Origin of the sequence: Roseibacillus ishigakijimensis (assembly GCF_016595415.1) — a bacterium.
In the GTDB taxonomy this organism is placed as follows: Bacteria; Verrucomicrobiota; Verrucomicrobiia; order Verrucomicrobiales; family Akkermansiaceae; genus Roseibacillus; species Roseibacillus ishigakijimensis.
Genome location: NZ_JAENIO010000003.1, coordinates 81,203 through 101,609 on the forward strand (window position 1 = coordinate 81,203; position 20,407 = coordinate 101,609).

Annotated in this window: 18 protein-coding genes; 11 read left to right on the forward strand and 7 right to left on the reverse strand. The window is 61.6% G+C overall.

The window, feature by feature from the left end:
- Positions 1-22 precede the first annotated feature (22 nt).
- Complete coding sequence (locus JIN78_RS01840; RefSeq protein ID WP_200390224.1) at positions 23-1,225, reverse strand: hypothetical protein; 1,203 nt, start codon at positions 1,223-1,225, stop codon at positions 23-25.
- A gap of 18 nt (positions 1,226-1,243) precedes the next feature.
- Positions 1,244-2,008 (reverse strand): hydroxypyruvate isomerase family protein, encoded by a 765-nt coding sequence (locus JIN78_RS01845; protein ID WP_200390225.1) that lies wholly within the window; start codon positions 2,006-2,008, stop codon positions 1,244-1,246.
- A gap of 174 nt (positions 2,009-2,182) precedes the next feature.
- Between JIN78_RS01845 and JIN78_RS01850 the strand changes: the two genes are divergently transcribed.
- From JIN78_RS01850 to JIN78_RS01865, 4 genes are all read left to right on the forward strand, one after another.
- A complete protein-coding gene (locus tag JIN78_RS01850) occupies positions 2,183-2,665 on the forward strand; it encodes an EVE domain-containing protein (RefSeq protein WP_200390226.1) in 483 nt (160 codons plus the stop codon).
- A 69-nt stretch (positions 2,666-2,734) separates the two neighbouring features.
- Positions 2,735-3,292 carry a Maf family protein gene (locus tag JIN78_RS01855; RefSeq protein ID WP_200390227.1) on the forward strand — a complete coding sequence of 186 codons (558 nt, stop codon included), beginning with the start codon at positions 2,735-2,737 and terminating at the stop codon, positions 3,290-3,292.
- Entirely contained in the window at positions 3,289-4,239 is a 951-nt protein-coding gene (locus JIN78_RS01860) for a diacylglycerol/lipid kinase family protein (protein ID WP_200390228.1), read from the forward strand. Before JIN78_RS01855 ends, JIN78_RS01860 begins: the two co-directional genes overlap by 4 nt.
- Positions 4,236-5,006 (forward strand): SanA/YdcF family protein, encoded by a 771-nt coding sequence (locus JIN78_RS01865; protein WP_200390229.1) that lies wholly within the window; start codon positions 4,236-4,238, stop codon positions 5,004-5,006. Before JIN78_RS01860 ends, JIN78_RS01865 begins: the two co-directional genes overlap by 4 nt.
- Here JIN78_RS01865 and purN read toward each other — a convergent pair.
- The gene (gene purN / locus JIN78_RS01870; RefSeq protein WP_200390230.1) at positions 4,921-5,502 is read right to left on the reverse strand and encodes a phosphoribosylglycinamide formyltransferase; all 582 of its coding nucleotides are present in this window, start codon (positions 5,500-5,502) and stop codon (positions 4,921-4,923) included. The genes JIN78_RS01865 and purN overlap by 86 nt on opposite strands.
- Positions 5,503-6,033: 531 nt before the next feature.
- Here purN and dnaA point away from each other — a divergent pair.
- Both dnaA and dnaN read left to right on the forward strand, forming a co-directional pair.
- Entirely contained in the window at positions 6,034-7,539 is a 1,506-nt protein-coding gene (dnaA, locus tag JIN78_RS01875; RefSeq protein WP_200390231.1) for a chromosomal replication initiator protein DnaA, read from the forward strand.
- Between the two features lie 101 nt (positions 7,540-7,640).
- Positions 7,641-8,738: a DNA polymerase III subunit beta gene (dnaN, locus tag JIN78_RS01880; protein ID WP_200390232.1), complete on the forward strand. Its 1,098-nt coding sequence runs from the start codon at positions 7,641-7,643 to the stop codon at positions 8,736-8,738.
- 60 nt (positions 8,739-8,798) lie between these two features.
- On the opposite strand, the gene JIN78_RS01885 is transcribed toward dnaN, so the two are convergent.
- Genes JIN78_RS01885 through JIN78_RS01895 form a run of 3 tightly spaced genes read right to left on the reverse strand, consistent with a single transcriptional unit; the run spans position 8,799 to position 12,381 of the window.
- Positions 8,799-11,159: a tetratricopeptide repeat protein gene (locus tag JIN78_RS01885; RefSeq protein ID WP_200390233.1), complete on the reverse strand. Its 2,361-nt coding sequence runs from the start codon at positions 11,157-11,159 to the stop codon at positions 8,799-8,801.
- A gap of 44 nt (positions 11,160-11,203) precedes the next feature.
- A complete protein-coding gene (locus JIN78_RS01890; protein ID WP_200390234.1) occupies positions 11,204-11,626 on the reverse strand; it encodes an ExbD/TolR family protein in 423 nt (140 codons plus the stop codon).
- A 23-nt stretch (positions 11,627-11,649) separates the two neighbouring features.
- Positions 11,650-12,381 (reverse strand): MotA/TolQ/ExbB proton channel family protein, encoded by a 732-nt coding sequence (locus JIN78_RS01895; RefSeq protein WP_200390235.1) that lies wholly within the window; start codon positions 12,379-12,381, stop codon positions 11,650-11,652.
- 293 nt (positions 12,382-12,674) lie between these two features.
- Here JIN78_RS01895 and JIN78_RS01900 point away from each other — a divergent pair, with 293 nt between their 5' ends.
- The 5 genes from JIN78_RS01900 (at position 12,675) to JIN78_RS01920 (ending at position 17,929) form a co-directional block, all read left to right on the forward strand.
- Positions 12,675-13,760 (forward strand): DUF1311 domain-containing protein, encoded by a 1,086-nt coding sequence (locus tag JIN78_RS01900; protein ID WP_200390236.1) that lies wholly within the window; start codon positions 12,675-12,677, stop codon positions 13,758-13,760.
- A gap of 109 nt (positions 13,761-13,869) precedes the next feature.
- Positions 13,870-14,463 carry an HAD family hydrolase gene (locus tag JIN78_RS01905; protein ID WP_200390237.1) on the forward strand — a complete coding sequence of 198 codons (594 nt, stop codon included), beginning with the start codon at positions 13,870-13,872 and terminating at the stop codon, positions 14,461-14,463.
- A gap of 59 nt (positions 14,464-14,522) precedes the next feature.
- Complete coding sequence (gene guaB / locus JIN78_RS01910; protein ID WP_200390238.1) at positions 14,523-15,980, forward strand: IMP dehydrogenase; 1,458 nt, start codon at positions 14,523-14,525, stop codon at positions 15,978-15,980.
- Between the two features lie 36 nt (positions 15,981-16,016).
- A complete protein-coding gene (guaA, locus tag JIN78_RS01915; RefSeq protein WP_345778139.1) occupies positions 16,017-17,531 on the forward strand; it encodes a glutamine-hydrolyzing GMP synthase in 1,515 nt (504 codons plus the stop codon).
- A gap of 71 nt (positions 17,532-17,602) precedes the next feature.
- On the forward strand, positions 17,603-17,929 hold the full coding sequence (locus tag JIN78_RS01920; RefSeq protein ID WP_200390240.1) for a hypothetical protein: 327 nt from the start codon (positions 17,603-17,605) through the stop codon (positions 17,927-17,929).
- Between the two features lie 177 nt (positions 17,930-18,106).
- On the opposite strand, the gene JIN78_RS01925 is transcribed toward JIN78_RS01920, so the two are convergent.
- Positions 18,107-20,344 (reverse strand): hypothetical protein, encoded by a 2,238-nt coding sequence (locus tag JIN78_RS01925; protein ID WP_200390241.1) that lies wholly within the window; start codon positions 20,342-20,344, stop codon positions 18,107-18,109.
- Between the last annotated feature and the right edge of the window lie 63 nt (positions 20,345-20,407).

Here is a 20,407-nt window from a genome sequence, read left to right on the forward strand (position 1 = left end):
TTTACCTTTCGAAGGTCAAAATTCACTCCCGGATGCGGTTTTGGAGGTCGATGGCGGTGGCTTTCCAACGCCCGGCGACGATTTCGATATGCAGTTCGGCGGTGAAGAAATTGCTGCGGTCGTGGAAGTGTCCCCAGTGGCCGACCTGGCCGCGGGTGCGCCAGAGGCAGTTGGCGAGGAAGCCCGCTTTCCCGTCCGGGAGGGGGGAGGCGGTGAGGGCCTCGACGGTGACGTTTTGCACGCGCACCTGGGAGCCACCGCGCTTGCGGGCTTCGACGGTGCGATTGGTTTCCAGAAACGTCTCGGTGAGGGCCGGCTCGGCGAGGACCTGGGCGAGGACGTCGTATTGCTGTTCGTCGCTGGTGAAGTTGAAGGCGTGATAGACGCCTTCGAGGATGCGGTCGGTGATTTCTTTGCCCTCCTCGTCGCTGACTTGATGGGCGAGTTTTTGCAGGGAGCGGGCATTGTGAGTGGTGACGAGGAGGAGCGCGAGGAGACCGAGCAAGACCACGAGGAGGGCTGGCTTCCAGAGTTTGCGCAGCAGGCAAAGGGCGAGAAGAGCGAGCAGGGGGAGAAGAATCCAGCGCAGGGGGAGGGGATGGATTCCCGGCTGGGGGGGGGGAGGCGGGGTGTCGCGGAGGTTGCTGGCGAGGCGGATGTCGGGAGTCAGCTCGGGGGAGTCGGGGGTGAGGAGGTAGGCCCGGGAACCGATGGAGTCGGCCACGCGCAGGGGGAGGAGGTCCTGGCCGGGTGGAAACTGGTGCCAGTTGAGGGTCAGTCGGGTCTGCAGGCTGGGCAGGGGGACGGAGGCTTGCACCATGATCCGGAAGTCTTCTCCTCTGACGAGGGCGTCGGCGGGAAGAGTTTCGGGAGTGAGCTTGTCGGGAGTGATGAACTGCACCGAGTCGGTGATGAGTTTGGCCGGCTCGCCATCCAGGAGGAGGGTGGAATGGTCGGCGAAGTGAACAGTTGCTTTTTCTGCCAGCAGGGCCCGTTGGGCGGGGGTGATCGGTGCGGCGGGATCCCAGCCGAGGCCGAGGGCATTTTGTAGGGGGAGGGGTTTGGCCACGATTTCCAGGATGACCTCCCAGCCGGTGACGTAGAGGGCGGCTTCCACGTCTTCGTCGGGCAGGGGCTCGCTTGGGGCCAGCCCGAGGGAGGGCGGGAGCTGGGCGAGGAGAGGGAGGCTGACGAGGAGTAGGCCGAGGAGCAAGAAGGAGCGCATGGAGGGGGTGGCTGGGAGCTAGGGGCGGCAGATCTCGATGGCTTCCTGCAGTGCGGCGAAGGGCTCGCGGGTCGGGACGAATTCCTGTCCGAAGAATCCCGCGAACCCGGTCTCGCGGATGGCCTCCACGACGGCGGGGTAGTGGATTTCCTGCGAGGCGTCGATTTCGTGGCGACCAGGATTGCCCGCGGTGTGGTAGTGGCCCAGATAGGGATGGAAGTCGCGGATGGTGCGGATGAGGTCGCCCTCCATGATCTGCATGTGATAGATGTCGTAGAGGAGCTTGAAGTGGTTGTGGCCGAGCTTTTCACAGAGTTCCACTCCCCAGGTGGTGTGGTCGCACTGGTAGTCGGGGTGGTCCACCTTGGAGTTCAGCAGTTCCATCAGAAGGGTGACGCCGTGCTCCTCGGCGAGGGGCAGAAGGGGCTCCAGTCCACGGGCGCAGTTGGCGAGCCCGGTGGCGTCATCGAGTCCCTCGCGATTGCCGGAAAAGCAGATGACTTGGCGGATGCCGGCCTCGGCGGCGGCGGGGATGAGGGAGCGGTAGATTTCGTGGAGAGTGTCGTGATGCTCGAGGCGATTGAAGGCGCGCTCGATGCAGCCCAAGCCGGAGGGGTGTTCGGGGGCGGCGGTGACGCTGGCGACCACCCCGGTGCCAGCCAGCTCGCGAGCCTGGCTGGGATGGAGCAGGTCAATGCCCGAGTAGCCGAGGGGGGCGATTTTTACAGCAAACTGGCGGAGGGGGATGTCGGCAAAGGGCCAATAGGAGACGGAATGTTGCATGGGGCGAGAATCAACATCGGGGGGCTGATTGCAACAGGGAAAGCGGGGCGCGGGCGGAGTGTGGCCAGAGGGCTTCAAGCAGTTCGCACTTTGATCCGCCCTCTCGCCTCGGGGTGACACTGTTCGCGGCGTGCTTCCCTTGCGCCGGCCGGAGGGCGCGCTACCCTGCGGGGCATGAAGTATTGGCTCATCAAATCGGAACCGGATGTCTTTGGCATCGACGAAATGGAGAAGGCGGGCACCGAGCCTTGGGATGGTATCCGTAATTATCAGGCCCGCAACTTCATGCGCGACGAGATGGCGATTGGTGACTTGGCCCTCTTTTATCATTCCAACACGAAGCCTCCAGGGGTGGCGGGGGTGGTGAAGGTGGCCAGTCGACCTTACCCCGATCCCACCCAGTTCGACAAAAAGGCAAAATATTATGACGAGAAGTCTTCGGAGGACAAGCCGCGCTGGCTGTTGGTGGACTTCGAGTTTGTCTGCCGGATGCCGCACTACGTTCCACTGGATGAAATGAAGGCCGAAGGACGGCTGGAGGGAATGCTGACCCTGCGCAAGGGCAATCGCCTGTCCATCACTCCGGTGGAGAAGGAGCACTTCGCGGTTGTTTGTGAGCTGGCGGGATTGGATGACCTTGGTGCGCTGGAGGGGTGAGCCCAGATTTCTGGTCTGCAGTCGCGGCTGTGGCTTGCGCGCTTCAGGGTCCGAGGCCATGAATGCGTTATGAAGTTGGTTCTCGCATCAGGCTCCCCGCGGCGGCGGGAGCTGTTGGCCCGCGAAGGGGTGACCTTCACGGTCTTTCCTTCGCCCGTGGAAGAGCATGCTCCGGGAGCGCTGCCTCCTGTCGAGCTGGCGCGCGCAAATGCTCTCCTCAAGGCCCGCGATATCTTTGCTGGTGAGCGCTCGGCGGTGGTCCTTGGATCCGACACCGTGGTGGTGGTCGATGACCGCACCCTGGGCAAGCCGCGCGATTTGGCGCAGGGGGCGGAGATGTTGCGCTTGCTGGCCGGGCGTTGGCACGAGGTGGTCACCGGGGTGGCTTTGCTTTCGCCGCAGGGCGAGGAGGTGTTCCATGAAACGACCCGGGTGCGCTTCAAGGAACTCAGCGACGAGGAGATTGCCGATTACCAGGCGCGGGTGGAAGTGCTCGATAAGGCGGGCGGCTATGCTATCCAGGATGGGGGTGAGCGCATCATCGCGGAAGTGGTCGGCTGCCGGGACAATGTGATGGGCCTACCGGTCAGCCGGGTGGTGGAAGAACTTCAGAAATTTGCGCAATGATTCAGACCAGTCACGGAAGTCGCTACCCGCTCATTCTCAACCCCAAGGCCCGGAGCGCGCGCGCGGATGGGGCGCGGCGTTTCATTATGGATCATGCGGGACAGTTTGCCGTATTTGCCTCCAATTCCGCAGCGGAGGCGGAGGAGTTGGCCGCAGCCTTTGCCAGCAGTGGCGAACCCGTGGTGGTGGCCGCTGGGGGCGATGGCACGCTCAATGCCGTGGTCAAGGGCCTGGCCGGCAGCCAGACCGCGCTGGGGATCCTGCCCACGGGGACGATGAACGTCTTTGCTCGCGAGCTGGGCCTGCCCGTTGATCAGCTCAAGCGGGCCTTCGAGGTTATTCTCAAAGGAGAGACGGTGAATGTGGATCTCTTTGCCATGAACCAGGCTCCCTTTGTGCAGATGGCAGGGGTCGGCTTTGATGCTCAGATCATTGAGGAGACCTCGTGGGAATCGAAAAAGGCGCTGGGTCCGCTGGCCTACCTGGTCTCGGCCATGAAGGTGCTGGGCGACAAACCGCCGAAGATGACGGTGAACTTCGAGGAGGGTCACACCGAGGAAGGGGTCGCGGTGCTGGTGGGCAATGGCTCCCTCTACGGCGGTCAGGTGCGGCTTTTTGGCAAAGCCAACAATGCGGACGATTTGCTGGATGTGCTCGTTTTTAAGGAAGCGGGCTACAAGCTGGTGGCGGACTCTCTGGCCGGAGTGGCGCGGGGCGGCTTCGCCGAGCATTCCGATACCGTGAGTTACTTTCAATCCAGCGGCCTGCGCGTGGAATGCGAGCGGGAGATCCCCGTGGAAGTCGACGGGGAGTTTTGGGGAAAAACGCAGGTGGCCACTTTTCACAATATCCCGGAAAAGCTGCGGGTGCTGGCTCCCAAGGATGCGGCGGTGCCGAAGTGGGAGGAATTTCTTCGCGGCCTGTCGCCATGGAATGCGCATAAATGAAGAGTGGGGGCTCCAGATGGTGGCGTTGGGTGGGTCTGGCGGCCCGCTTCGCCTTGCTGGGGATGGTGCTGGCAGGAGCCTTCGTGCTTTATACCAATCTGGCGGCCAAGCGGGCGGGCGAAGGACTCCTTTTCGATCGGGTGGAAGACGTTCCGCCTCAGCCGGTCGGTCTCTTGTTCGGAACGACTGACAAGATCGGGGAGGAGGACAATCTCTACTTTGTGCATCGCATCGATGCGGCGGTGGAGCTCTGGGAAGCGGGCAAGGTGGAATGCCTCCTCGTCTCAGGGGACAATCGGGAGCGTTTTTACAATGAGCCCAATATGATGCGGGATGCTCTCCTGGCGCGTGGGGTGCCCAAGGAGGTCATCGTGCGGGACTTCGCCGGGCTGCGCACCCTCGATACCGTGGTGCGGGCCAAGAAGGTCTTTCGGGCGCCCTCCGTGGTCTTGATTTCGCAACAATTCCACAATGAGCGGGCGGCTTACATCGCGCGCAGTGAAGGACTCTCCTACGTGGGCTACAATGCCCGGGACCTGAAGGCCGAGGCGGGGTGGAAAACGCGGCTGCGCGAAGTGGGGGCACGGGTCAAGATGTGGCTCGATGTGCGCATCCTGGACACCGGTCCGCGCCATCTCGGGGAGTGGGAATACCTGCCCATTGAGGGCCATCCCCTTGCTGCTAGCGGGAAATCCGCGCCCAATAGCTCGCTACCGTCTCGGGATAAAGGCGGTGCTCCTCGTCCTGAATCCGGCGGTGCAGACTAGCGGCGGTGTCGTCGGCAAGAACAGGCACCCGGGCTTGGGCGAGGATGGGACCGGTGTCCATGCCGGCGTCCACCAGATGGACGGTGCAGCCACTTTCGTTCGCCCCATCGGCGAGGGCCTGCTCCCAGGCTGCCATCCCGGGGTAGGCGGGGAGGAGGGAGGGGTGGATATTGAGAATGCGCTCGGGGAAGGCCGTGAGGAGCGGGGCCTTGACCAGGCGCATGAAGCCGGCCAGGCACACGAGGTCGACCCCCGCTTCCTGCAAGCGATCCGCGGTGGCCTTTTGGGCATCTTCGGGGAATTTGTTGCGGAAGCCCCCGCAGTCGATGACCCCGGTGGGCAGTCCCGCTTGGCGCGCCCGCTCGAGGATGAAGGCTTCGGGTTGATCCGAGAGAACGACGCCTATGCGGGCAAGAAGCTGCCCGGAGGCGATGGCGTCCATGATGGCTTGCATGTTCGAGCCCGAACCCGAGCCCAGAATTCCGAGAGTCAGCATGCCTCACCCTTGGCTCTGCGGAGCCCATCGCGCAAGGTCATTCGCGAGAAAGTTCAGCCCGCTGCGAGGGATGGTAAAAAGGCTTTTCCGGCGCTTCCGCAGACGGCCTCCCTGCCTCGTCTTCAACTCCTTGATCTTGTTTTTTTTGAAAGATTTTCGCGGGAGGGTAAAACTTTTAAGCGGACGAAGAAAGGCGTGCGGGAGTTTTTGAGTGTTTTCTTATCTGTCTAAAAAAGAGTCGGTTGTCGGTTTTTTCTTTCGGTCTAGGGGCGGTGGGTGACGATTCTGTGACAAGTTCTTTTGCCCCTCTTAAGCGATTTGGGAGTCAAGCCTGAGAAAAATTTTACCGTGGAACCCTCGATTTTCTAGGAGCGAAAAAGTTCCCCGCGAAAGAGGCGTTCTAACACTTGGCGAGGGCCCGATTTCTTATCTAGAACTCCCCTCCCGGCGGCTCCCGTCCAGGTGTGAAGGCCTCGCCCATTCACAGCGGAAGCAACGCCCCATGCCAACCCTCTTAGTTCTCTTAAAACGATGCTCAGTCTCAACCCCCACTCCGAAGTTCCCGATGTCAACGTGACTCCCCGACCTGATTTTTCAGGAGAGGGACAGGCGGCACCGCGCGAGCGCGAGGGGGAGGGCAATGCCGAGGCCCTGTGGAGCCAAATCGCCCCCGAATTGCGCACTTTGGTGCGCGAAAATGTCTTCGACCGTTGGTTCGCCGAGGCCCGCTTGGAAGAGGAAGAAGATGGCACGCGGGTCCTGACCGTGCCAAGCGATACGCATTGCCTGTGGATTGAAACGAACTACATGCCCGAGCTCTGTGCCGCCCTGGGCACGGTGCTGGACCCCGCTCTGGCCCATCAGGTGCGGGTGCGGTCCGAGTCCGAGGTCTCTCTGGGAGGCCGAACGGTGGGGCCGGAGGGAGGAGCGTCCCGTGGGAAAGCCGCTCGCGAGGCGGTTTCCCCCCGGGACGGTCTTGGCGAGGAAGAGGATAGCCTCAAGCGGCTGATCAAGAAGGCACGGCTGAACCCTGACAACACCTTCGAGCGCTTCGTGGTGGGCAGCAGCAACGAGTTTGCGCATGCCGCCTGTTATGCGGTGGCCCAAGGCAAGGGGCAGGCCTACAATCCGCTCTTTCTCCATGGAGGTTCGGGGATGGGCAAGACCCACCTGGCGCAGGCTTTGGGGCAGGAAATCCTGCGCACCAGCCCCAAGACGCGGGTGCAATACCTGACCTGCGAGCAGTTCACCAACGAGTTCATCGATGCGGTGCAAAAGGGGAGTCTCTCCCGCTTCCGGGCCAATTACCGCAAGGCGGAAGTGCTCATCGTGGATGATATCCAGTTCCTGCGCGGCAAGGAGAAGACCGGAGACGAATTTTTCCACACCTTCAATGCGCTCTTGGACCTGCAGGCGCAGATCATCCTGACCTCGGACCGGCCGGCTTGCGAGATCCAGAGTCTCGAGCCCCGCCTCATGACGCGGTTCGAGAGTGGGCTCACGGTGGCCTTGGAGCCGCCTTCCCTGGAGATGCGGGTGGCCATTTTGCAAAAGAAGCTCGAGGAGTGGAAGGCGACCATTCCCCACGACATCCTCGTCTACATCGCGGAGCGGGTGCGCAGCAGTGTGCGGCGGTTGGAGGGGGCTCTCGTGCGGGTGGCGACCTTCACCTCCCTTGGTAATGGCGATCTTTCAGTCAGTCGGGTCGACCATCTCCTGCGGGACATTCTGCGCGAGGAGGCCAGCAGCAAGGTCACCATTGATGCCATCCAGCGCAAGGTAGCGGAATACTTTGACCTCCGGGTGGCAGATATGACGGGTCGTCGCCGACCGAAGAATATCGCCCACGCCCGCCAGGTGGCCATGTATCTCAGCCGCACCATGACCAAGAATTCTCTCGTGGAAATCGGGGATGCTTTTGGAGGGCGCGACCATGGCACCATCATTCACGCCGTCAAGAAAGTGAAGGGCTTGATGGAAAGTGAAGAGGAGACCCGCGAGGCCATCGAACACCTCGCCGCCAGCCTCAATCGCTGAAAAAAGGGCGAAAAGTCACTGCCATCAGGTCATAACCGGATGAAGGGCTTGCAATGCGGCGGGCTTCTTTGAATCCTTGCGTAGCCTTCGGGCGGACCCTTATGAAGTTTCGTATCGCAAAGGAAGCCTTTCTCGATGGCTTGCAACAAGTCCAGCATGTTGTGAGCACTCGCACCACGCTGCCCATTCTCTCCAATGTCCTCATCGAGGCCAAGGATAACCAGCTTCGCCTCACCACCACCGACCTCGATGTCGGGGTCAGTGGCACGGTCGAGGCGGAAGTGCTGAAGGAGGGAGCCACCACCTTGCCTGCCAAGCGGCTCTTGAGCATCATTCGCGAACTTCCCTCTGCGGAAGTGGAAATCGCCATTGATGGCAAGAATGTGGCCAATATCACCAGTGGTCCCAGCTTCTTCAAAATCATCGGCCTTTCCCACGAGGAGTTCCCTCCGCTGCCTGACTTTAACGACGCGCGCGAATACCGCATTCCGCAGATTCTTTTCAAAGAAGGTCTCAAGAAGACCTCTTACGCCATTTCTTCAGACGAGACCCGTTACGTTCTCAACGGCATCTTCATTTCGTTCAAAGAAGGGCGCATCACCCTGGTGGCGACTGATGGCCGGCGCCTCGCGATGGTGGAGAACGACTTGGAATTCCCTGCCAGTCACGAGACCGAAATCATTGTCCCGACCAAGGCCATCCAAGAGTTGGGCCGCCTCTCGGGCTTGGAGGGCGAGGTGCTCGTCAAGCTGCAGTCCAATCAGATTTCTTTCCAAATTGGCGATAGCATCATCGTCAGCAAACTGATTGAAGGGAACTACCCCAATTACCGACAGGTCATCCCCGGCGAGCGCAAGGAGCGCCTCGACCTCAATCGCGAGTCTTTCTACGAAACCGTGCGCCGGGTCTCCCTCCTCTCCTCGGAGAAATCCAATTCGGTGAAGCTGGTCTTTGGTCCTGACAATCTCGATGTGACCGCGAACTCGCCGGAAATCGGGGAGGCAAAGGAGTCCATGCCCATCAAGTATGACGGTCCCACCTTTGCCATTGCCTTCAATCCCGACTTTTTGATGGCTCCCTTGCGGGCTCTGGAGGAGGACGAGCTTCATCTCGATTTGATTGATGAGATGAGCCCGGGGGTCCTCCGGGCGGCAGGCAACTTCCTCTACGTCCTCATGCCCATGCGGGTGACCAACTGAGGGGGCTGGGCCTCACGATAAGAAACTTCCCGGGGCAGCCAGAGATGGCTGCCCTTTTTTTCAGGGGAGCAGAGCGCGGTATTTCGCGGCCTCGGCTAAGGAGGTGGCATCGCCTTTTTCTTGATAGAGCTCGATAGCCCGCAGCAGGGCGGTGGTGCGGTGAGAGCCTTTCCCGATGATTTCCGCCACCACCACATAGTGGCCCAAGGCCTCGTCGATGAGCTTCTGGCCGCGGGCAATGTCGCCCAGGGTCAGGCGCAGGGCGGCATTGAGCTCCCCCTGGGGCTTGAGCTCGAGAGCCGTTTTGGCCACGGTGGTCGCCTCTTCGTATTGGCGCAAGCCGAGCAGGGCTTTGGCCTTGCGGTGGAGCAGGACGGCCCGCAGGTAGTCACTGTCTTCCGTGGGGAGCAGGATGTCGCAGGCTTGCAACGTCTCGCGGTGATGGCCGAGGACCTCTGCGGTCCGGGCGTAGGCCTTCCAAACCGCGGTTTTAGTCTCTGCCGGATCCTCCAGGGTCACCGCTTGGGGGAGGTATTGCCACGCTTCTTGATACGCGCCCTCGGAGGCTTTTTTGGCCCCCAGCCAGGCATAGATGGGGCGGGGGAGCTCGTTGCCGGGGAAGTCCCGTTGCAGTCGGTCGAGCTCGCTTTGCAGGGCTTTTTCATCCTGCTGGCTGAAATGAATGAGCGCCAGATGAATGGTGGCGTCGCGGCCCACTCCCTGGGGGTTGAGTTCCCGCGCGCGGGTCAGTGCGGGGGTCGCCTGCTGCCAGTTCTCCCGCTTGTAGTGGGCCCAGCCCAGCACGAAGTGGGAAGCGGCTTGCTCGCGCGGGCTCCGCTGGGGGAATTCGCGCAAGAGCTTTTCATGAATCTCGATGAGCTTGGCGAAGTCCTCTTTCTCCCGGTAATACTCTGCCATGCCCGAGAGGGCGGGTAGCCGGAAGGCCGGGTCGTCGGTGAGGGTGAGAAGGCGTTCGTAGTCAGCCATCGCTGCTTCGTGGGCCCCGCTTTGGGTCAGCAGGGAAGCGCGGTGGGCCAGCGCGCGCACCGCATTTTTATCCTTCGGGTGGTGGTGCAGGAAGTCGGCGAAAGCGTCTCGCGCTTCTGCGAGTTGTCCCGCCTTCATCCGGGCATAGGCCAAGCGGTAGCGCACCTGGGCCACGTTGTCGGCGGCCACGCGGGTCAAGTCGAGGGCCTGATAGTGGTGGGCTGCCTCGCGGAATTTCTTTCGGCTGGAGTATTTCTCCGCCAGCATGAGGTGGACGTTGTCCAGGCGCCCGTCCCCGGAATGGTTTTTGCCATGCTGTTTGAGGAAGTCCTCGCCAGCCTTTAAGAAGCTGTCCTGACCCTTCTGGTATTCCCGGGTGAGCACGGCATAGGCGGCATCAAAGGCCTGGTTCTTGTTGGTCGAGACTTTGGCCAGCCGTTCGTAGAGCTGATTGGCTTTTTCTCCTTGCCCGATCTGCCGGTAGGCCTCGGCGGCCAAGGCCAGGCGCTGGGCCTCTTCGTTCTTGGGCAGTGAGTAGGTCCCCCGCTCGTAAAGCCGGACTACGGTGGGGAAATCGGGTTCGTCGTAGGCCCGGGTCATCAGGGTTAGCTGAGCTTTGCCGTGCCATTTGCCCAGCTCCGGAGTGGTGAGGATGCGTTCGAACCAGCCTGCGGCCTCGCGTTCGCGACCCAGTTCGCGGGCGAGCAAGGCGCTCTGGAGGATGGCGTTGGCGGCGGTGGCCTTGTCGCTGCTGTCCGCCAGCAGGCGATAATTGGCGTAGGCCCGCTCCTTGTCGCCGGTTTTGGCGTAGAGTGCGGAGATTGCGGCCCGGGCCTTTTCGCTGTAGGGGGAGCCATCATCAAAGACAACGGCCCGAAGCGCCTCTTTCAATTCCGCCTGGCGGTCGAGATGCTGCAGGCACAAGGCCCGCTGGTAAAGCGCGAGGTGCCGGGTCTGCGCCTTGCCGGTGACCTGGGCCAAGCGGGCAAAGATAGGCTCTGCTTCGGCATATTTTTTTGCCTGATAATAAGTGGCTGCCACTTGCTGGGCGGCAGCCTCCACCAGGGGGCTGGTCAATCCTGAGTTGGCGAGGGCGGTGTAGGTGGCCAGGGCCCGGCCTTGTTGGCCCAGTTTTTCGTAGCAGGAGGCCATGTAGAACTGGGCCTCGGCACTGTTCGGGTGTTGGGGAAAAGCTTGTCGAAAGCGGTCGAAGGTGCGCAGGGCGCTTTCGTAAGCCACCTGTTGCTCGCCCTTGTTTGGGCTCGCCTTTCCCTCCGCGTAGGCCAGCTGCCCGGCCTCGAAGAGGTCGCGGGCGGGGTCGGCCTGCAGGGGGGCGGGTTCGTCCGGGGCCGGGGAGGGCTCACCTTCTTGGGCCATCAGGTCGGTGGACGCCAGGGCGAGGGACAGTAGAGAGAGAAGCGGTTTTTCTAACATTTTAGAAAACGGGGATTGAGGTGGTGGGTGGAGTTTCCGGGAGCTCAACTGGCTCCGCCGGAGGTCTGGGTGGCGAAGGAAACATTCCACACCCCGGCGCGGGTGCAAATGTCCATCACCCGCACGATGTCTTGGAAGGGGGTGTTGGCGTCCCCCCGCACTCGCACGGGCTGGTTGCGCTCCACCCGGGTGATGGCGGAGAGTTTGTCAAAAAGGGCCTCGGCGGTAATGGGGTCGCCGTTGACGTAGGTCGAGCCATCGGCCCGCACGTTGATGATGATTTCCAGATAGGTGCGGTTTTCCCGCTCTTTGCTATCGGTGGAGGAGGGGACGGAGACCTTCAGGTCCAGCTCGGAGCGCGAAAATTGCCAGGTGACGATGAAGAAGATCAGGAGCAGAAAGACGATGTCAATCATGGGGGCGAGCTGAAAGCCCGCCGGTTGTGGCTCGGGACGTTTGAATTTCACAGCAAGAGGGAAAGGGGGGCTGACTATTCCTGCGGCATCACCACATCCTGAGGGCCATACATTTCACCCGAGACCAGTCCGGGGGCATTGGCCGGCTGGGGGGCCGCTTGGATGGGCGGGCGCGGGGCCTTCGCTTGGGAGATGAGGAGGTTGATCAGGTGGGTGGAGGCGGCCTCGAACTCGGAGAGGAGGCGGTTGACCCGCCCCTTGAAAAAGGAGTGGAAAACCATCGCGGTGATGCCGATGACCAAGCCGCTGGCAGTGGTCACGAGTGCCTCCGAGACGCCATTGGCCAAGAGCATGGGAAGATTGCCCACCGATCCCTGGGAGATGAGCATGAAGGATTTGATCATGCCGATGACGGTGCCCAACAGTCCCAACATGGGGGCGATGGCTCCGATGTCACCCAGCCAGTTGATGCGTTGGGCCAGGATGCTGGCCTGGCGGGAGCCCTCGGTCTCGGCCACATCCCGCACCTCGGTGGTGGTCGCCCCCGGGTTTTCGGTCACGAACTGTAGGGTCCGCGAGGTCAGCCGGGCCACCATCTCCGAGCGACGATGGCTGTAGGAGAGCAGGCCCATGAAATCCTTTTTGCGCAGCATCCCGTCGGCCGCATTCATGAAGCGGTTGGTGACGACTGCGGCCCGCCGAATGGTCAGGGTGTAGAGCGCAATTAGGATCAGGGCGAGCAGGGCCATCAGAGCCAGGGGAATCATCATCACCCCGCCCTGACCGAGGATTTCAATCAAAGGCATGGGGGGAAGTGATTCTGGCGGCGCTGCGGGCCCGGCCTCTGTCTCTTGGGCGATGGCAAGTCCGCTGGACAGAATCAGAAACAAAAAAGGGAGTCTCATAAGGGGTGAATGGCGGTAAGAGTAGCAGTTCTCCTCCCGTCCGCAAGAGCGGTCCGTGCCGCCATCTGCACGCCGCTAGCGTGTGCGCGGGGGAGATTTGTTTGGCAAAGTCGCTTTTTCAGCACCGCTCGGGGCAGTTGATGGGGACAGGGCGGAGTCTTGACTGGTCGCCGGGTAAAGCCAAGAATGCGAGAGTGATTCCCCAACTTTCCCAACCAGTTTTTCAACCGCTCGCCCCTTTGCTGGCGGTGGGTTTGTTCTCCCTCCCGCTCCCACTTTCCGCTCAACAGATCGTGGCTGGCAATGAGCGGGCGGCCTCCTCGGCAGAAGCGGAGCGCCGCGTCATGGAAGCTACCCTGGCGGAGATCCTCGCCCTGGTGGGAGAGGATAGTGAACGGGGGCGGCTTTTTCTCACTGCGCAGAATGAGTGGGTGCAATACGTGAAAGAGCAGGCCAAGGCCGATGCCGACGGGGTCAGTGGCGAGGCCCGCTACCCCCAAGCCTATTTCCAAACCATGCGGGAGCTGACCCGCTACCGCACCCGGGCCTTGGAAGGATGTCTTTCCCGCTTGCAAGCCGAGCAAGTGGGCGCGCGTGGTCTGGCCTCGGGCGAGAGCCGTCTCGCCGATCAGGGGGACAACAACTCGGTTCGCGACTGGAAGAAAGAAGTGGGCGATGAGGAGAGCGCCGAGGCCATGATCTTCTACCAGGCGGAGGTCGAAAATGTGCCGGGCATCCTTGCCGGACAGTGGCGGGGGGAGGAATTGTGGCGGGGAGTCTTCCTCGCTGACCGGGGAGATGCCATGGTCTTCTACGGGGGAAAGATGGAGCGCGGCGGTGTGGTTTTCGAAGCCTGGCAGGAAGGTTCCCGCGTCGGTCGTGGCTTTGTGCGCGAAGAGGACGGCGATCTGCGGGGACGGTTTTTCGACGAACGGCGACGGGAATCGCCCGTCATTCTGCGCCGTCTGGAGCCCTCCAATCCCGTGGCCCATGAGGTCGCGCTGACCCCATACACCGGTCTCCTCGGGACGGAAGAATTGGCCGTGGCCCTGGAGTGGCACCACACCCGCTTCGTGCGCGGTGAGGCCGCCGGGCGTCGCGTGCAGGGGTTCAACTATTCCCAAGGCAAACTTTACCTTGCGGAATTTGCCGGAGAAGGGGAAGGCCCGATCGTGGCCCTCTGGAGTCTGGAAAAAGATGCCGGAGCCAGTGGAACTCGTTGGACCGGCACTCGCAAAGCGATCGGCGGTCCCGTCGGAAAAGTGGATTTCGGGCGCTAAATTGATTTTTATAAACCCGCCAGCAGAGGTTCGTGGCAAAGTTGTTTCTAAAATCGCTAATTATCCGCTTGCAGGATGGGTCACTTTTCGGCACTTGCGGAACCGCGATATGGATTTTCCCACGGACGGATTCGAAGGTTTGGTTTTTGATTTGGATGGAACGTTGATTGATTCAATGCCGGCTCACTTCGAGTCTTGGTGCGAGGCTCTCAATCAAGTTGGAGCCGCCGGGATATTTGGCGAAGATGTTTTTTATGCCATGGGCGGTCGTCCTACCAAGGACATCGTGGTGCAGCTCAATGCCGAGAATAATCTCAAGCTGGATCCCGATACCGTGGCTTTTGCCAAAAAGAAGGCTTTTCTCTCCCGTCTCGACCAGGTGACCGTGATTGATGAAGTCGTCGATTACGCCCGTTCTTGGCGGGGCAAGGTCCCCATGGCCATCGCCACCGGCGGCTCCCGCATGGTGGTGGAGAAGACTCTGCAAGTGTTGGAACTCTCCGATCTTTTCGACGAAGTGGTCACTGCTGACGATGTCAAAGTGGGCAAGCCCGATCCCGAGGTTTTCCTGCAGGCCGCCGAGCGCATCGGAGTGGAGCCCACCAAATGCGTGGCCTTTGAAGACGCTGCGCCGGGAATCATGGCCGCCCAATTGGCAGGCATGCAAGTGGTTGCGGTTCCCGCTCCCGTGCATGTGGTCTAAATGGCAAATTGTCCTCAATTCGGGCTTGAACATCGGCGCTGAGTCCCCTTCATTCGCCCATGGCAGAGCCCATCCTAGGCCTTTCTTTCGACGACGTTCTCTTGGTCCCGCAGCGAAGCAGCGTGCTTCCCAATCTGGTGTCCTTGAGCAGTTCCCTGACTCCTGATATCGAACTCACTTCGCCGGTCGTTTCCGCCGCGATGGATACGGTCTCGGAGTCCGAACTCGCCATTGCCCTCGCCCGCGAGGGTGGAATCGGCGTGATCCACCGCGCTTGCCCCATTGGTGAACAGGCGGCGATGGTTTCCCGGGTCAAGCGCTCGGAAAATGCGGTCATTCACAAGCCGGAGATCGTGACTAAGGAGATGACTCTCGGTCAAGTCCGCGATTTGGTGGAAGAACGCGGGTTCTCCGGTTTCCCCGTGGTCAATGCGGAAGGCATTCTGGAGGGCATGGTGACCGGGCGTGACCTGCGTTATTTCGATGGGGAGAATGAGACCGTGGCCGAGGTGATGACGCCGCGCGAGCGTCTCATCACCGGTCGTCCCGATACCAGCATGGAGGAGGCTCGCCGTATCCTTTACGAAAACCGCATCGAAAAACTCCCTCTGATTGATGATTCCGGCAAGTTGGTTGGTCTCATCACGGGAGCGGACATCGAAAAGCGCATCACCTACACCAGCGCGGCCAAGGACCCCGATGGCCGTCTTCGCTGCGGGGCTGCCGTTGGCGTAGGACCCGACTTCCGGGACCGGGGCCAGGCGCTCATCGAGGCTGGTGCCGATGCTCTCTTCATCGATGCCGCCACGGGCCACACCGACCGGGTGATGGAAGTGGTGAGCGAATTGCGGGCTATGGGAAATCTCCCCGTGGTGGCGGGTAATGTGGTCACCGCGCAAGGTGCCCGTGACCTGATCGAGGCCGGTGCCAGCGCCATCAAGGTGGGAGTGGGGCCGGGCTCCATCTGCACCACCCGGGTTATCGCGGGTGTGGGCATGCCCCAGTTCACCGCCATTCGTAATGTCGCCGAGGTCGCGCGCGAGGCCGGTGTGCGCGTCATCGCCGATGGCGGCATCCGTTACTCCGGTGATGTTGTCAAAGCAATCGCGGCGGGAGCCGACCTCGTGATGCTCGGCTCTCTCCTGGCCGGCACGCGCGAGAGTCCCGGCAAGACCGTTCACTATCAGGGCCGTCGCTTCAAAACCTACCGGGGAATGGGCTCTCTGGGCGCCATGAAGAAGGGCTCCGGCGATCGCTACAGCCAGAATAGCAGTGGCAAGTTGGTCGCGGAAGGCGTGGAAGGCCGGGTGGCCTACAAGGGCCCCTTGGCCGATGTCCTATTCCAGCTCATGGGCGGCTTGCGTTCCGGCATGGGTTATGTCGGTGCCAGCTCGCTGGCGGAGCTGCGTGAGTTTGCCGAATTCGTCCGCATCACCCCGGGCGGTCTCCGCGAGAGCCATGCCCACGATGTCACCATCACTGAAGAACCGACCAACTATCAGCCCATCGGAAGCTGACCCAACCAATCTCAAACTGAATTTTTCATGGAAGAAGTGAATCACGTCGCGGTGCTGGATTTCGGCTCGCAATACACCCAGCTTATCGTTCGCCGCGTGCGCGAATTGGGCTATTTTGCCAAACTTTACCGCCCGGAGGATTTGTCGGAAATCGGCAAGCCGGGTGCCATCATCCTTTCCGGCGGCCCCAAGAGCACGGCCGATCCCGATGCCCCCGACCTCGACTTTGAGGTCCTCAAGGCCCATCAGGTGCCCGTCCTCGGGGTCTGCTACGGGATGCAGCTGATGAACCTCAAGTTCGGTGGCTCGGTGGAAGCCAGCGACCGCCGCGAGTATGGCCCCGCTCAGCTCATTCCCGCCTGCAAGAGCGGACTGTTCGCCGATATGTCGGAGCGCTCGCAAATCTGGATGAGCCACTCCGATACGGTCAAGAACCTCTCGGCCGATACCGAGGTGCTCGCCAGCAATCAACACGGCACTCCGGTCAGCCTCGGCTTTGGCAATGATTTTTACGGCATCCAGTTCCACCCGGAGGTGACTCACAGTCATGAGGGCAACCAGGTGCTGCGAAACTTTCTCTCTTTGGCAAAAGACCTCAACGAGTTCCGCATCGAAGATATGAAGCAGGAGCTTCTGCGCGAGATTCGTGAACGCGTGGGTGATCGCCAGGTCGTTTGTGGCGTGAGCGGGGGAGTGGACAGCACCGTGCTCGCCGTTCTCCTCAACGAAGCCGGGGTCAACATGCGGGCCATCTTCGTGGACCACGGCCTCATGCGGAAGGACGAGGGCGAAGAAGTGCGCAAGAACTTCGCGCGCATGGGCGTGCCCATCGAGACCGTCGATGCCAGCGAGCTTTTCTTCGAGAAACTGGAAGGAGTCGCCGAGCCTGAGAAAAAGCGGGACATCATCGGCAATCTCTTCGTGGATGTCTTCTGGGACGCGGTGGGCGATGCCGAGCTGCTGGCCCAGGGCACTCTCTACCCCGATGTCATCGAGAGTGCTTCCAACGAAGGCTCCAAGGCCTCCAAGATCAAGACCCACCACAACCGGGTGGACCGCATTCTTGAGCTGCAGAAGCAGGGCAAAGTCCTCGAGCCCCTCGCCGAACTCTTCAAAGACGAAGTCCGCGAACTCGGCCTCGCCCTCGGACTCGATGCCGATATCGTCAATCGCCATCCCTTCCCCGGGCCCGGCCTCGCGGTGCGCTGCCCTGGCATTGTTGACCGCAAGCGCGTGCGCATCATTCAGGAAGCGGATGCCATCTTCATCGGCAAGCTCCGCGAACACGGTTGGTATGACAAGACCTGGCAAGCCTACGCCTGCCTCATTCCCGTCAAAACCGTGGGGGTGAAGGGTGATGAACGCAGTTACGAGTGGGCCGTGGGTCTGCGCGCGGTCATCAGCGAAGATGCCATGACCGCCGATTGGGTGGAGTTGCCTTACGAGATTCTGCGCGAGACCAGTCACCGCATTCTCAACGATGTCGATGGCGTCAATCGCGTCCTCTACGACGTCTCCACCAAGCCTCCGGCCAGCATCGAGTGGGAGTAGGGGGGAGCGGCTTCACTTCTTTTCGCTTCCTTCTTTTCCCGCTCCGCAAAGCCTTCTAGACTCCCTCCTCTATGGAAGAAATGGACCTCGGCCCGCAGCCCCTCGACGCGATGATGACCGCGTGGGGGCTGGATAATCATGATCTGGTGGAAATCTCGACCGAGCAACTGACCCACAAGCAGGTGCAACGGGCGCGCAAAGGGCGTCGTCTCACCCTCAAGATGATGATGAAGGTCACCCGGGCGTTCAACGTCGCCATCTGGGAGCGCTTGAACAAAGAAGAAAAGGAGGCCTATTTTGAATATGGCTGGAAGCACCTCTTCAACTACGCCAAAGGCCATGACCCCGAATTTCAGGATCCCAATGCGGGACTGATCGAATCCCGGGGAGGAGAGTGATTTTCTCTTCACCTTCCCGACCCGGGGCTTGGCCAACCGTGCTCGCTGCTTTCCGGTAGGGAGGGGCCTGCCGGGGCCGCCGCAAAGCGCCAGCAGAGTCGGCTGAAAACCGAAGCTTCGTTGGGACGGAGGCAGAGGGGCCGAGGGGGGTCTGCGTCCGGGGGTTAGGGAAAATATTCAGAAGGTGCCATTGAGCTTGCGACCGGTCCAGAAGAGGCCGAGGAGGCCGATGAGGAGGGCGGCGGTGCCTGGGTGGGCCCAGAGGCGGAAGGGAATGACCTGGGGGCGGGGGGTCGGCAGGAGTTGGAGTTCGCGAAGGAGGCGGGAGAGTTCGTCGGGACGGGCGACCGCGCCCCGGGAGATGGTGGCGAGTTCCTCCATAACATCGATTTTGGCCGGTTGGCCGACTTTCTCCAGTTGTTCGTCTTGTGCGAGGATGACGGTGCTCAGCTGGGGTTCCTCGCTAGTTTCGTCGGGTAGATAGGCGTCGATCCGCCACTCTCCCGCCTGGGTGACGGGGAAGCTGCGGGTAAAGGTGCCCCAGGCGTTTTCGCCTTCGCCAGCTTCCAATTCCAGGCGGGTGGTGCGTCCACTGGGCTCGGTGAGTTCGAGGGGGATGGGGCCTTTCTGCAAGGGGGCTCCATTGGCATCAAAGACGTTGGCGGTGAGGGTGACGCGGTCGCCAGGCTTGGGCCGTTCGGGGGAAAAGTAGAGGCGGATGCGTTGGTCGGTGGCGATGTTGCGCTGGTAGGACATCCAGCGGGCGACCTGGCCCCAGAAGCGGTAGTGGTAGAGGTCCTCGACGCCGCGACGCCAACGCCAGGCGGAGTCGTGGCCCAGAAAGAGGACTTTGCCGCTGCCTACGCGGTTGGTGACAAGGAGGGGGATGCGTCCGTATTCGTTGCGGCGGTTGCTGTGCACGGCGAGGACCTCGGTGCCGGACTTGGAGCGGATGACGGGGGCGTGCCAGTGGAAGCCGGGGAGGGAGGACCAGACGGCAGGGTTTTGCTCTTCGGTATCGGCGAGCATGGTGAGGAGTGAGGAGCGGCCTTCGCTGGTGAGCTCGAGGGGGGCGGCGGTGTTCTCGGAGAGTCCGTTGGGCTGTTGCTCGTCGAGGATGACGGGGAGGAGGTCACCCAGCGGGGAAGTGAGGAGGCTCTCCCAATTTCCCTGGCTGCCAGGGATGAAGACGAGGCCGGAGGCGAGATTTTCCACCAGTCCTTTGAGGAGTTCCGCCTGGGTGGGAGTCAGCTGCTTGTCGCCCACGCCGATGTCGCCGAGGAAGACGACGTCGTATTTCTGCAGATCTTCCGGCTTTTCGGGAAATTCCTGGATGTAATCGGGGCCATCGCCGGGATTGAGCTGGGGGTGGAGGAGCAGACAGTCCACTTGCACCCCGGGGTCGCGGGAGAGGGCATTGCGGATGAAGCGGTATTCCCAGCGCGGGAGGGTCTCGATGACGAGCACGCGAATGTCTTCCGGCTTGCCGGAGATGGTGAATTGGCGGCTGTTGTTGTCGGGCAGGAGTTCTCCGGCCGCAGGGGGAAGGGTGAGGGAGAGGGTGCTGCTTCCTTCTTTTTCCAAGCGATAGAGAATGGACTCGTAGACGGTGCTGCGGGCGGGGATGAGGAGGTCCTTGGTGAACTCGGCGCCTTGGGAATCGCGCAGGCGAATGACGGTGCGCAGGTCGCGGTCCAGCGAGGAGCGGACGGTGAAGGGGATTTGCACATTTTCTCCCACGATGCCGTAGGTGGGGGCGGAGATGGAGACGAGGTCGAGGTCGGGGAGGCGGGTCTCGGAGCCGATGGGGACGGTGAAGAGGGGGATGTCGCGGTGACGGAGTTTTTGTGCGGCGGTCACTGGTGGTGGGCCTTGGTTCCAATCGCCATCGCTGAGGAGGACCACGGAGCGGAGATGAGGACGGTTTTCGAGCAGGTTGTCGAGGGCTGCGTTCAGATTGGTGCCGGGCTGGGTTCCGGGCTTGTCTGCCTCCGGGGGAGAGGCGAAGGTCTCGATGTTGACCTTGGTTTTGCCGTCTTCCAGGAGCGGCAGGTAGAATTCTGAGGAAAGGATGTCCTGCACCTGCTGGGCGCGGGAGATGATTTCGGGTTGGCTGGTCCCGGCATCGCGCGCGGCATCGACCGTGCTCATGGAGCCGGAGGCGTCGGCGAGGATGACGACCTCGGGCTCGTCGGTGGGATTGATCACCCGGTGCCACTCGGGCTGGAGGAGGAGGAGGAAGACGAGGAGGGCAATGAGGAAGCGGAGAAGCTCCAGCAAGCCGGTGCGGACGGGCCGGGTGGCGCGGCGGAATGCCGTCCAAGAGAAGAAGGCCACGGCGAGGAGGAGGACGCCGCCCAGCCAGAGGTAGGCGGCGGGGGCGGTGAAGTGGAGTTGGTTGATGGAAAATTGCACCCTTTTGTTAGTGAGAGCTTCTCTGCGATTTCTCCAGAGTCAACGTTTCGTCGTGGCCATCTC